Raw genomic sequence first — 12,886 nt, forward strand, 5'->3', positions numbered from 1 at the left:
CGCCTGTGGATACAGGCGCATTATGCCTAGCCCTGCTCGGCAAGACACTCGCGCAGTGCGCTGCGCCAGTCCGGCTGGGTCACGCCCCATTCGCGAGCCAGGCGGCTGCAGTCCAGGCGTGAGTTCAGCGGCCGGGGAGCCGGGGTCGGGTAAGCACTGGAGGGGATGGCTTCGAGCACCGCACAAGGCTTGTCCAGGGCCAGCAACTGCTCGCCGATGGCCTGGGCGAAACCGAACCAGGAGGTCTCGCCGTGGGCGGTGAGGTGATAGGTGCCCCAGGCGCCTTGGTTCCCGGACTGCCAGCGTTCGATCAGGGCGCGCGTGCTGTTGGCGATGGTGCCGGCCCAGGTGGGCGCGCCGATCTGGTCGGCCACTACCCGCAGCTCGGGTCGTTCCTGCAGCAGGCGCTGCATGGTCAGCAGGAAGTTCTTGCCATGGCTGGAATAGACCCAGCTGGTGCGCAGGATCAGGTGCTGGCCCTGTACCAGGTTGATGGCCCGTTCGCCCGCCAGCTTGCTCTGGCCGTAGACCCCCAACGGATTGGGCTCGTCCTCCTCTACGTAGGGCGTGTCCTTGCGGCCATCGAACACGTAGTCGGTGGAGTAGTGAATCAGTGGTACACCCAGTGCCCGGGCTTCCTCGGCGAAGATACCGGGGGCCGTGGCGTTGATCGCAAAGGCCAGCTCCGGCTCGCTTTCGGCCTGATCGACGGCGGTGTGGGCGGCGGCGTTGATGATCAGATGCGGAGCAATGGCGCGGACCTGCTGGCGAATCTGTTCCGGGTGGCTCAGGTCCAGTTGGTCTCGACCAAGGACCACCAGTTCGCCCAGGTCGCCGAGCCGCTGCTGCAGCTCGCGGGAAACCTGGCCGTGCTGGCCGCTGATGAGGATTTTCAGGGAAGTGCTCATGGGAACAGATCGGCTTCTTTCAGACTTTTGCCATTCTGGTCCTTGGCGGAGAGCGTTGGCGGCTCCTGCAACTGCCAATCGATTGCCAGGGTCGGGTCGTCCCAGCGAATGCAGCGCTCAGCGGATGGCGTGTAGTAATCGGTGGTTTTATAGAGGAACTCGGCGAAGTCGCTGAGCACTACGAAACCATGGGCAAAACCTTCGGGTATCCACAGTTGACGATTGTTTTCGGCGGACAGGCGCACGCTGGCCCAGCGGCCAAAGTTGGGCGAACCACGGCGAATGTCCACGGCCACATCCAGCACCTCACCGGCAATGACCCGCACGAGTTTCCCTTGGCTATGTTCGATCTGGTAGTGCAAGCCGCGCAGGACGTTCCTGGCCGAGCGTGAATGGTTGTCCTGAACAAACGGCTGGTTCAGGCCGGTGGCGTCGGCGAAGGCCTTGGCATTGAAACTCTCGTAGAAAAACCCACGCTCGTCGCCGAACACCTTGGGCTCGATGATCAGCACGCCGGGCAGGTCGGTGGGGATGACCTTCATTGCGTCTCCCCGGCCAGGGTGAAGAGGTACTGGCCATAGCCGGTCTTGCCAAAGTAGGCGGCGCGCTCCAGCAGATGCTCACGGCTGATCCATTGGTTCTGGTAGGCGATTTCCTCCAGACAGGCGACCTTCAAACCCTGACGGTGCTCGATGGTCTGCACGTACTGCGAGGCCTCCAGCAGGCTATCGTGGGTGCCGGTGTCGAGCCAGGCAAAGCCCCGGCCAAAGCGCTCCACATGCAGATCGCCACGCTTGAGGTAGGCGTTGTTGACGTCGGTGATCTCCAGTTCGCCACGGGGCGACGGCTTGACTGCCTTGGCGATCTGCACCACGTCGTTGTCATAGAAGTACAGGCCGGTGACCGCGTAGCTGGATTTCGGTTTCTTGGGTTTCTCTTCGATGGACAGGGCGCGGCCTTCGCTGTCGAAGTCGATGACCCCGAAGCGCTCCGGGTCCTTGACCCAGTAACCGAACACCGTAGCGCCGGAATTGCGCTTGGCGGCAGCGCACAGCTGTTCGCCGAAGTACTGTCCGTGGAAGATGTTGTCGCCCAGGATCAGGCACACCGGGTCATTGCCGATGAACTCTTCGCCGATCAGGAACGCCTGGGCCAGGCCATCCGGTGAAGGTTGTTCGGCATAGCTGAAGCGTACGCCGAACTGGCTGCCGTCACCCAGCAGGTTGCGGTACTGCGGCAAGTCCTGGGGGGTGGAGATGATCAGGATGTCCTGGATGCCGGCCAGCATCAGTACCGAGATCGGGTAATAGATCATCGGCTTGTCGTAGATCGGCAGCAGTTGCTTGGAGACACCGAGGGTGATGGGGTGCAGACGGGTGCCGGAGCCGCCCGCCAGAACAATGCCTTTAATCATGCAATCAGATCCTTGATGTCGGTGGAACCCAGGCGTTCGCCCTGGTAGCTGCCGTCCTGTACTCGACGGCACCACTCGAGGTTTTCCAGGTACCACTGCACAGTCTTGCGCAGTCCGCTGGTGAAGGTTTCTTCTGGCACCCAGCCCAGTTCCCGCTCGATCTTGCCGGCATCGATGGCGTAGCGCAGGTCGTGGCCCGGGCGGTCCTGGACGAAGGTGATCAGGTCGGCGTAGTGGGCAACGCCCTGGGGTTTTTGCGGGGCCAGCTCTTCCAGCAGGCTGCAGATGCCGCGTACCACGTCGATGTTCTTCTGCTCGTTATGGCCGCCGATGTTGTAAGTCTCGCCGACCACACCCTCGGTCACCACCTTGTACAGCGCCCGAGCGTGATCCTCGACGTACAGCCAGTCGCGGACTTGCTGGCCATTGCCATAGACCGGCAGCGGCTTGCCTGCGAGGGCGTTGAGAATCACCAGAGGGATCAACTTCTCGGGAAAGTGGAACGGGCCATAGTTGTTGGAGCAGTTGGTGATCAGCACCGGCAGGCCGTAGGTACGCTGCCAGGCCCGGACCAGATGGTCGGACGCGGCCTTGCTGGCGGAGTAGGGCGAACTGGGGGCGTAGGGCGTGGTTTCAGTGAACAGGTCGTCGACGCCATGCAGGTCGCCATAGACCTCGTCGGTGGAAATATGGTGGAAGCGCAAAGCGGCCTTTTCCGCTTCGGGCAGTTTCTGCCAGTAAGCGCGGGTTGCCTCCAGCAGGCTGTAGGTGCCGACGATATTGGTCTGGATGAAGTCGGACGGCCCGTCGATGGAGCGGTCGACATGGGACTCGGCCGCCAGGTGCATGATCGCGTGGGGCTGGAAGCGTGCGAGCACCGCACTCACGGTGGCCTGGTCGACGATATCGGCCTTGACGAATTCGTAGCGGCTGTCGCTGGCGATGCTGTGCAGCGATTCCAGGTTGCCTGCGTAGGTCAGTTTGTCGAGGTTCAGCACTTCGTGTTCTGTGTGCTGGATCAGATGGCGGACCAGAGCCGAGCCGATGAATCCGGCTCCGCCGGTGACGAGAATGCGCATGTTGGAGGGCCTGTGTCCTTGAAAACGATCATTTACTGCAAAAAATGCAGCATAGCTTGTCGACATGACGCCTGAGGTGCAATAGGCGCCATCAGTCGATTTCACCGCGAGCGGTCGGAAATTTCGCAAAGTGCAGGGTTGAGGCGGGGACGGTGCCTGTCTGTTTCCCGTTCTTTGGGCTTGCGTAACGCCTTGGGCAATGGCGATATAAGCGGCTTATAACAATTCCAGGGATCGTTGTATGTTGCTCGCCACCTTGATCCACCGCGCCAGTCTGCCCAGCCCACAGGTCACTGCACAGCAAGCGCTGGAGTTGCTGGAAACCCATTACGGTCTGCAAGGCACCTTGCAGTCTCTGGGCAGCCAGCAGGACCTCAACTATCGCCTCGACAGTCCCCGGGGCCGCTTTGTCCTGAAGATCTGCCGCGGCGACTACTCGGCCCTGGAGTTGCAAGCGCAGCACGCGGGCCTCAAGCACCTGCAGCAATACCCCGATCTGCGAGTGCCCAGGGTGATTCCGGCAAAAAACGGTGCGGACCTGCTGTCCCTGGAGATTGCCGGGCAAGCGCTGCACGTGCGGTTGCTCGACTATATAGAGGGTCGCTCCCTGACCCACCTGCCGCACCTGGGGAACGAGCTGGTGGCGGGCCTGGGCCGGCTCTGCGGGCAGATGGACCTGGCTTTGGAAGGTTTCCAGCATCCGGGGCTCGAACGCACCCTGCAATGGGATGCCCGGCATGCCCAGGCGCTGATCGGGCATTTGTTGCCAGTCATCCAGGACCCGCAGCAACGGGCCTTGATCGCTGACACCGCGCAGCGCGCCGAACGTCGGCTGCAGCCCCTGCAGGAACAGTTGCCGGTACAGGCGATCCACATGGACATCACCGACGACAACGTGGTCTGGCAGCGGGATGCCGCGCGCCATTGGCAGTTGCAGGGGGTGATCGATTTCGGCGACCTGATCCGTACCTGGCGCATCACCGATCTGTCGGTGACGTGCGCCGCACTGCTGCATCACGCCGAGGGCGATCCGCTGCGCATCCTGCCGGCGATCCAGGCCTATCACCAGGTCAACCCGCTGCAACGGGCCGAGCTGCTGGCGCTCTGGCCATTGATCGTGGCCCGCGCCGCGGTGCTGGTGCTCAGTGGCGAGCAGCAGGTCAGCATCGATCCGGGCAACGCCTACAGCCGCGCCAATTTGCACCACGAGTGGGAGATTTTCCGGGTCGCCAGCTCCGTGTCTTTCGAGTTCATGGAAGCGGCCATTCTCAGCGCTGTCGGGGAGTCGCTGCCGACCATTGGCAGTGACGGCTTCGTCCCGCTGCTGCCGAGCCTGGTAGGGCGCGAGTTCGCCCTGATCGACCTGGGCGTGCTCAGCCCGCACTTCGAAGCCGGCAATTGGGAGCAGCCGGGGATCGATGATCGCCTGTTGGCCGAAGCCGCTGTTGCCCATGGCCTGGCCGCCAGTCGCTATGGCCAGTACCGCTTGTCGCGGACCTGCCCCGACAGCGCCCTGGAGCCGCAAACCTGCCCGTTGCATGTGCAGTTGCAAGTTCCGGCAGGCACGCCGGTAGAAGCACCGTTCGCCGGTGTGCTGCACCGTGCCGAGAACGGCCTGCTGCGCCTGGATGGCCCGGCGTTGAGCGTGCGCTTGTGGGGCGTCGAGCCGTCGTTGCACCCGGGGGCGGCCCTGGTCAAGGGGCAGGTGCTGGGGGCCGTGGTAGCCGACGGTCGGCTCAAGGTACAGCTGTGTCGAGCGGCCGAGCTGGATCCGCCGCTGTTCTGTACCCCTTCCCGGGCGCCTGCCTGGCAGGCGCTGTGCCCTTCTCCGGCCACGCTGCTGGGGCTGGCCTGTGATGCCGAGCCGGAGCTGGACCCGCAGACCCTGCTGGAGCGTCGCGATGCCAGCTTTGCCCGCTCGCAAAAGCACTACTACGTCGACCCGCCGCGGATCGAGCGCGGCTGGCGCAATCACCTGATCGACATGCAAGGGCGGTCCTATCTGGACATGCTCAACAACGTCGCGGTGCTCGGCCACGGTCACCCACGCATGGCCGCCGAGGCTGCGCGCCAATGGTCGCTGCTCAATACCAACTCGCGTTTTCACTATGCTGCGATCGCCGAGTTCTCCGAGCGCCTGCTGGCCCTGGCGCCGGACTCCATGGATCGGGTGTTTCTGGTCAACAGCGGCACCGAAGCCAACGATCTGGCGATTCGCCTGGCCTGGGCCTACAGCGGCGGGCGCGACATGCTCAGCGTGCTGGAGGCCTATCACGGCTGGTCGGTGGCGGCCGACGCGGTGTCGACCTCCATCGCCGACAATCCCCAGGCCCTCACCAGCCGTCCCGACTGGGTGCACCCGGTGACGGCGCCCAATACCTATCGCGGCGAGTTCCGCGGCCAGGACAGCACGCCGCAGTACCTGCGCAGCGTCGACCAGCAGTTGCACAAGCTGGATGAGCAGAATCGCCAGTTGGCCGGGTTTATCTGTGAGCCGGTGTACGGCAATGCCGGGGGCATCTCGCTGCCGCCGGGTTATCTGCAGGAAGTCTACGAACGGGTTCGGGCCCGGGGTGGCGTGTGCATCGCCGATGAGGTCCAGGTGGGCTATGGCCGCATGGGCAAGTTCTTCTGGGGCTTTGAAGAGCAGGGCGTGGTGCCGGACATCATCACCATGGCCAAGGGCATGGGCAACGGTCAGCCCCTTGGGGCGGTGATCACCCGTCGCGAGATTGCCGAGGCGCTGGAGGCCGAGGGCTATTTCTTCTCTTCATCCGGTGGCAGCCCGGTCAGTTGCCGCATCGGCATCGCCGTGCTGGATGTGATGCAGGAGGAGGGCCTCTGGGAGAACGCCCGGGTGGTGGGTGAACATTTCAGGCAACGCCTGGAGGCGCTCAAGGATCTGCATCCCCTGGTGGGTGCGGTGCATGGCTCCGGTTTCTACCTGGGGCTGGAGCTGATCCGCAATCACCAGACCCTGGAACCGGCCACCGAGGAGACCACCCTGCTGTGTGATCGCCTGCGGGAACTGGGGATCTTCATGCAGCCCACCGGCGATCACTTGAACATCCTCAAGATCAAGCCGCCGATGGTCACCAGCCGGCAGAGCGTGGATTTCTTCGTCGACATGCTGGACAAGGTGCTGGGCGAAGATCTGTAAGGGCTCGTCGTTCGCTTGCGTTCATCTCCATTCGCCGGCAAGCCGGCTCCTACACCTTTCTGTGGGGGCCGGCTTGCCGGCGAATGTGTTTGTGATTATTCGATTGTTATCGGTATTTTGTCGGATATTTTTCGCGGTTAAGAATTCTTCGGCTTCTAAAGTCGATATTTATCGGATATAAAGTGGCCGTCGTCAGGCGCGACCTTGTCGTGCCCCGTCCTTTTCCTATCCGTTGTCATCGACCGCGTCCATTGCCCGGGAGTTGTTCCATGAGCCGAATCGTTACCGTCGCCGCTACCCAGATGGCTTGTTCCTGGGACCTTGAGGCCAATCTGGAAACCGCCGAAAAACTGGTCCGTGAAGCCGCCGCCAAAGGTGCGCAGATCATCCTGATCCAGGAGTTGTTCGAGGCCCCGTATTTTTGCCAGAAGCCCAACCCGGACTACCTGCAACTGGCCACCACGGTCGATAGCAACGTCGCCATCGCGCACTTCCAGAAAGTTGCCAGGGAGTTGCAAGTGGTGCTGCCCATCAGCTTCTACGAGCTGGCGGGGCGTGCGCGATTCAACAGCATCGCGATCATCGATGCCGATGGCAGCAACCTGGGGATTTATCGGAAAAGCCATATCCCGGACGGTCCCGGTTACCACGAGAAGTACTACTTCAACCCGGGCGATACCGGCTTCAAGGTGTGGAACACCCGCTACGCGAAGATCGGCGTGGGCATCTGCTGGGACCAGTGGTTCCCCGAGTGCGCCCGCAGCATGGCGTTGCAAGGCGCGGAAATCCTCTTCTACCCGACCGCCATCGGCAGCGAGCCCCATGACCAGAGCATTTCATCCCTCGACCACTGGCAGCGAGTGCAACAGGGGCATGCCGGGGCCAATCTGATGCCGTTGATCGCCAGCAACCGCATCGGCAACGAAGAGCAGGACGGTTACGACATCACCTTCTACGGTTCGTCCTTTATCGCCAATCAGTTCGGCGAGAAGGTTCAGGAGCTCAACCAAACCGAAGAAGGTATCCTTGTGCACAGCTTCGACCTCGACGAGCTCGAGCACATCCGCAGCGCCTGGGGCAGTTTCCGTGACCGTCGTCCGAACCTCTATGGCGCGCTGAAAACCCTCGACGGTTCCCTGGAGTCCTGAACACTATGAGCACTTTGCACAGCACGCCGCGCGCCGACGGTTTCTACATGCCGGCCGAATGGGCGACCCAGACCCAGACCTGGATGATCTGGCCCGAGCGTCCGGACAACTGGCGCCTGGGCGGCAAGCCGGCCCAGGCCGCCCACGCGGCGGTGGCCAAGGCCATTGCCCGCTTCGAACCGGTGACCGTGGCCGTCTCCGCGGGCCAGTATGAAAACGCCCGGGCGCGCCTGGACGTACCCAACATCCGCGTGGTGGAGATGTCCAGCGACGACGCCTGGGTCCGCGACACCGGTCCGACTTTCGTCATCAACCACAGCGGCGAAGTGCGTGGTGTGCACTGGGGCTTCAACGCCTGGGGCGGCTTCGAAGGCGGCCTCTATGCGCCGTGGAACCGTGACGAGCAGGTGGCCAGCAAGGTGCTGGAGATCGAGCGTTGCCAGGAGTACCGCACCGAAGGCTTCGTGCTCGAGGGCGGTTCGATTCACGTCGACGGCGAAGGCACGCTGATCACCACCGAGGAATGCTTGCTCAATCACAACCGCAACCCGCATCTGTCCCGTGAGCAGATCGAGGCGGTATTGCGCGAGCACCTGGCGGTGGAGCAGATCGTCTGGCTGCCGGATGGCTTGTACAACGACGAAACCGACGGCCATGTGGATAACTTCTGCTGCTACGTGCGCCCGGGCGAAGTGCTGCTGGCCTGGACCGACGATCCCCAGGACCCGAACTACCCCCGCTGCCGAGCGGCCATGCAGGTGCTGGAAAACACCCGCGACGCCAAGGGCCGCACTTTCAAGGTGCACAAGATGCCGATTCCCGGTCCCTTGTATGCCACCGAAGAGGAATGCGCCGGTGTCGATGCCGTGCAAGGCAGCCAGGAGCGTAATCCCTCCGTGCGCCTGGCGGGTTCCTACGTGAACTTCCTGATCGTCAACGGCGGGATCATTGCGCCGAGTTTTGACGACCCGATGGATGCACCGGCCAAGGCCATCCTCCAGGAATTGTTTCCCGAGCATGAAGTGGTGATGGTGCCGGGGCGCGAACTGTTACTGGGTGGCGGCAATATCCATTGCCTTACCCAACAGCAGCCCGCGCCGCAGCGAATTTGAGTGCCGTTGTAACAGATGGTGTTGCCTGTTTGACGGCGTCGGACCGATTCCGCACCTGGTGCTTTTCAGCAAGCCCGCAGCCCAGATGGGTTGCGGGCTTTTTCATGGCCGTACGTCGAGCCACCTGGCACTTTGGCATAGCTCTTGTATCTGCTTCGTGGTGATTCTGAGACAGGTGGAACTTTTGTTGTTCTGTCATAAACCTTGGATAAGTTAGGCCGCTCAGATACCAGGAGAGAGCGCTGGAATGAATATGGTCAGCGAGCGGGCACCCCATCCCTTGGCAATGAATAACGAGTCGCTGCAGGTTCTGGCGCAATGGTTGAAGTCCAATGGAACGCGTCAGATCAGGGAACCTGATCCGCGCCGGATCATCGTTGAGCGTTACCCCGCTGGATTGCTCAGCGAGGCGGAACTGCAGGCACTGTGGGATGTGGTGAAAGGATAGAAAACGACGGATTGTAAAAAGCGCTGCCGGGATGGCAGCGCTTTTTTTTGGCCGGTCGTTTAGAAGCGGTAGTTGCCAGTGACCACTAGGCTACGGGGCTCCCCCGGCTGGATCTGGAAGGCACTGGTGGCGGAGCTGTAGTACTCGCGGTCAGCGATGTTGTTCAGCGCCGCGCGCACGTCCCAGTCCTTGTGCCGGTAGCCGGCCAGGGCGTCCCAACGGCCGTAGCCCGGCAGCACCACGGTGTTGGCGCCATCGGCGTAGCGGTCGCCCACCAGGGTCAGGCCGGTCTCGGCGTACCAGCCCAGTTCCGGTTTCCAGGTGATGAACAGGCTGCCGTTGCGCTTGGCCACGTTGTTCACGCGCTTGTCTTCGAAACCGTTGTTGTCCTTGACCACCACCGCGTCCTGCAGGCCGATGCCGCCGCGCAGGTACCAGTTGCCGACGAGCTTGCCGTTGGCAGTCAACTCGATACCCCGGGAGCGTTGCAGGCCGGTGAGCAAGGTGATACTGGGGTCCCGCAGATCGCGGGTGCGACGGTTGTAGAGCTCCAGCTCATACACCGCCAGGGTGGTGCTCAGGCGCTCGCCCAGCCAGTCGCTCTTGACCCCGACTTCCTTCTGCCGCGTCAGCTCCGGACTCAGGTCGTTGCCGTTGCCGGTGGCATTCGGGGTGATACCGATCAGGCCGCCGCCCACCGGCGAGAACGACTTGCTCCACGAGGCATAGAACGAGTGGTGCTCCAGCGGCGTCCAGACTACCCCCAGGCGCGGGCTGACGCTGTGGCTGTCACGGCTGTCGGAGACGCCGTTCTTGCGATTGGTGGTCTCGACATCGAAGTTGTCGTAGCGCAGGCCGGCGAGCAATTGCCATTGATCGTTCAGGCGCAGTTGGTCCTGCACGTAGAGCGCCCGGCTTTCGACCTCGGTGTGGTTGTTGCTCCAGACTTGCATGCGCCCGGTATGGCTCTGGTATGGGTTGGGGTTGTACAGGTCGACGGCGGGCACGTCCTGGCTGCCGGGGCCTGTGGTGGCAGGGTTGTAGAGGATCGGGTCGCGGCGCTGGCTGCCGATCTCGATGCCGGTGAGCAGGCGGTGTTCCAGGCCAAAGGTGTCGAAGCGGCCTTCGAGTTCGGTGTTGTTGTAGATGTTGCGCGTCTTCAGATCCTGCTGCCAGCGCTGGCGCTGCACTTTGCCGGTGTTGGCGTTGTAGCCGGTCTGGTAGGTGTTGTCGAAGTCGCTGTCGAGCTTGAACACGGCCAGGGTGTGGCGCAGTTGCCAGCTGTCGTTGAGCTCGTAGGTCAGCTTGGAGCGCAAGGACTGGGATTTGTCGTCGATGTAGTCGCGGTGGTCGCCGTAGGTGGTTTCCCGACCGACGTTCGCCGGGCGTCCGTTGAGGCTGGTGATGCCGCGGTCCGGGGTGCGGTTGTAGCGGCTGTATTCGTACTGCACCAGCCAGTTCAGCTCCGGGGTCAGTTGCCAGCTCATGGACGGTGCGAACAGCTGGCGATTGCCACTGACGCCGTCGCGGAAACTGTTCTGGTCCTGATTGCCCAGGTTCAGGCGCAGGCTGAGGTTCTCCGTCGGATCGGCACTGAGGTCGGCGTACAGGCTGCGCAGGTCCTGGCTGCCGCCCTGGACTTCGACGCTGGAGCGGCGGCCGAACTCCGGCAGCTTGCTCACCCGGTTGACGATGCCACCCTGGCTGCCACGGCCGTAGAGCACGGCCGCCGGGCCCTTGAGCACTTCGATGCGCTCGATGTTGTGCAGGTCGCGCACGTACTGGCTGTCGTCGCGGATGCCGTCCAGGTAGAAGTCGTTGCTGGCATCGAAACCCCGAATCCGCAGGCTGTCGAAGCGGGTGTCGGAGCCGCTGCTGACGTTGGGAATGCCGCTCAGGGCGCTGCCCAGATCGTTGTGGCCGTAGTCCAGGACGTTGGCGGTCTTGATCGTGTCGATGGCCTGGGGCACATAGCGCGCGGCGGTGGCGGTGCGGGTCGCGGTGCTGACTTCCTTGACCCGGGGATCGTCGGGGTCGGCCTCGGCTTCGGCGCTGATGGAGGTCGTTGGCAGGGTGGTGCTGGCAGCACAGGCAAAACCGGCGGTCAGCAGGGTGCAGAGTCCCAGTGACAGGGGCGTAAGGCGGAAATGGGCAGGCATCTGAAGCGCATCCGAAAGGAAGGTGAGTCAAGGGGTGCGAATGATAATGCGTGCTATTTACTTATGTTAATTATTCGCTAAAAGTTCCTTTGCACTATTGTTTCTAATTATGTCGGCGCCGTATCTGCCCGCATACACAGGCTAAACAGACTGATTCGACCGGATACAGCAACAGACTAAAAGCCATTTCGAGGTTTTTCCCCTGGCGTGCGGGGCATAGTCTGCGGGCCATCGAATGCTCAAGATCCTGTTGGAGTCCCTTATGTCCTCGGCCACCCTTCACTACATTTATGACCCGCTGTGCGGTTGGTGCTATGGCGCCAAGCCACTGGTCCAGGCTGCCCAGGCAGTGGTGCCGGTGGTGGCCCATGCCGGTGGCATGATGACCGGTCGCAACCGCCAGCCGGTGTCGCCGCAGTTGCGTGATTACGTCATGCCCCATGACCGACGCATTGCCGAGTACACAGGGCAACCTTTTGGCGAGGCCTATTTCGAGGGTCTATTGCGTGACCACACGGCAGTGTTCGACTCGGCACCGCCGATCGCCGCTGTATTGGCCGCCGAGGCCCTGGGCGGTCGTGGACTGGAATTGCTGGGGCGCCTGCAGACGGCTCATTACCTGGAGGGCCGGCGGATTGCCGATCGCGACGTCCTGCTGGAACTGGCGCAGACCCTGGGGTTTGCTCCACAACCGTTCGCCGTCGCCTACGATCAGGCGGTGGCCCTTGAGCTGGACGAGCATATAAAGAGCAGCCGGGCGCTGCTGGCCAAAGTTGGCGGCCAGGGTTTCCCAACCCTGGCGCTGGAGCGGGACGGTCGCTATCAGTTGCTCGACATCAGCCCCTGGCTGGGCAAGCCCGAGGCCTTCGCGCAGTGGCTGAAGGCTTCCCAGGGGGCCAGTAGCGACCCTCAACATGGCGCGCTCCAGGCCTGTGGCCTGGACGGTTGTGCGCTTTGATCTCACCTGACCTGCGTGGAGTCACCCATGGATAACCTAGCGTTGATCAAAAGCACCTATGAAGGTGCCAACTCCCAGGAAAATGCGCGCAACACCGCTGCGGCCCTGGCCCCGGATGCGCGTTGGACCGAAGCGGCGGGCTTTCCCTATGCCGGCACCTACGTCGGTTTCGAGGCGGTGCTGGAGCATGTTTTCAAGCGCCTGGGCTCGGAATGGCAGGACTTCACCTTCAAGGTGGAAAACTATGTGGCCCAGGGCGACAAGGTGTTCGCCTATGGCAACTACCAAGGCATCTACAAGGCCTCGGGCAAGCCGATCGATGTGCGAGTGGCCCATTTGTGGACCCTCAAAAACGGCAAAGTCACCCACTTCGAACAATTCGTCGACAGCCATAGCGTGCAGCTGGCAATGCTCTAGCCCGCAGTTCTTAGAACATTTTCAGCTATTCAAAGACGATTCACGAAATTGACACGTTGTTCAGGGCGCAGATAGGATTCGCC

11 protein-coding genes are annotated in these 12,886 nt (G+C 62.4%); 6 read left to right on the forward strand and 5 right to left on the reverse strand.

The features are described from left to right. Positions 1–26 precede the first annotated feature (26 nt). From rfbD to rfbB, 4 genes are read right to left on the reverse strand one after another with little or no spacing between them, the layout of a single operon-like run. Positions 27–908, reverse strand: a complete 882-nt coding sequence (rfbD, locus tag LOY69_RS01505) for a dTDP-4-dehydrorhamnose reductase (protein ID WP_265074049.1) — start codon at positions 906–908, stop codon at positions 27–29. Then, entirely contained in the window at positions 905–1,450 is a 546-nt protein-coding gene (rfbC, locus tag LOY69_RS01510) for a dTDP-4-dehydrorhamnose 3,5-epimerase (protein ID WP_102862679.1), read from the reverse strand. Before rfbC ends, rfbD begins: the two co-directional genes overlap by 4 nt. Then, positions 1,447–2,322, reverse strand: coding sequence for a glucose-1-phosphate thymidylyltransferase RfbA (gene rfbA / locus LOY69_RS01515; protein WP_102882165.1), 876 nt, complete (start codon positions 2,320–2,322; stop codon positions 1,447–1,449). The genes rfbC and rfbA overlap by 4 nt, the downstream gene beginning before the upstream one ends. Continuing rightward, the gene (rfbB, locus tag LOY69_RS01520) at positions 2,319–3,401 is read right to left on the reverse strand and encodes a dTDP-glucose 4,6-dehydratase (protein WP_102882164.1); all 1,083 of its coding nucleotides are present in this window, start codon (positions 3,399–3,401) and stop codon (positions 2,319–2,321) included. Before rfbB ends, rfbA begins: the two co-directional genes overlap by 4 nt. Before the next feature lie 241 nt (positions 3,402–3,642). Here rfbB and LOY69_RS01525 point away from each other — a divergent pair, with 241 nt between their 5' ends. From LOY69_RS01525 to LOY69_RS01540, 4 genes are all read left to right on the forward strand, one after another. Next, complete coding sequence (locus tag LOY69_RS01525; RefSeq protein ID WP_265074050.1) at positions 3,643–6,561, forward strand: aminotransferase; 2,919 nt, start codon at positions 3,643–3,645, stop codon at positions 6,559–6,561. 269 nt (positions 6,562–6,830) lie between these two features. After that, positions 6,831–7,709, forward strand: a complete 879-nt coding sequence (gene aguB / locus LOY69_RS01530; RefSeq protein ID WP_265074051.1) for an N-carbamoylputrescine amidase — start codon at positions 6,831–6,833, stop codon at positions 7,707–7,709. A 5-nt stretch (positions 7,710–7,714) separates the two neighbouring features. After that, a complete protein-coding gene (gene aguA, locus LOY69_RS01535) occupies positions 7,715–8,821 on the forward strand; it encodes an agmatine deiminase (RefSeq protein ID WP_102862684.1) in 1,107 nt (368 codons plus the stop codon). Positions 8,822–9,068: 247 nt separating this feature from the next. Further along, positions 9,069–9,269, forward strand: coding sequence for a hypothetical protein (locus tag LOY69_RS01540; RefSeq protein WP_102862685.1), 201 nt, complete (start codon positions 9,069–9,071; stop codon positions 9,267–9,269). Positions 9,270–9,328: 59 nt separating this feature from the next. On the opposite strand, the gene LOY69_RS01545 is transcribed toward LOY69_RS01540, so the two are convergent. Continuing rightward, complete coding sequence (locus LOY69_RS01545; protein ID WP_213664568.1) at positions 9,329–11,428, reverse strand: TonB-dependent receptor; 2,100 nt, start codon at positions 11,426–11,428, stop codon at positions 9,329–9,331. A gap of 262 nt (positions 11,429–11,690) precedes the next feature. Here LOY69_RS01545 and LOY69_RS01550 point away from each other — a divergent pair, with 262 nt between their 5' ends. Further along, positions 11,691–12,386 (forward strand): DsbA family protein, encoded by a 696-nt coding sequence (locus LOY69_RS01550; protein ID WP_265074052.1) that lies wholly within the window; start codon positions 11,691–11,693, stop codon positions 12,384–12,386. Between the two features lie 27 nt (positions 12,387–12,413). Next, positions 12,414–12,803: a nuclear transport factor 2 family protein gene (locus LOY69_RS01555; protein WP_060842195.1), complete on the forward strand. Its 390-nt coding sequence runs from the start codon at positions 12,414–12,416 to the stop codon at positions 12,801–12,803. The last annotated feature ends 83 nt before the right edge of the window (positions 12,804–12,886 follow it).

The sequence above is a fragment of the Pseudomonas sp. B21-059 genome, from assembly GCF_026016285.1.
Taxonomy (GTDB): domain Bacteria; phylum Pseudomonadota; class Gammaproteobacteria; order Pseudomonadales; family Pseudomonadaceae; genus Aquipseudomonas; species Aquipseudomonas danubii.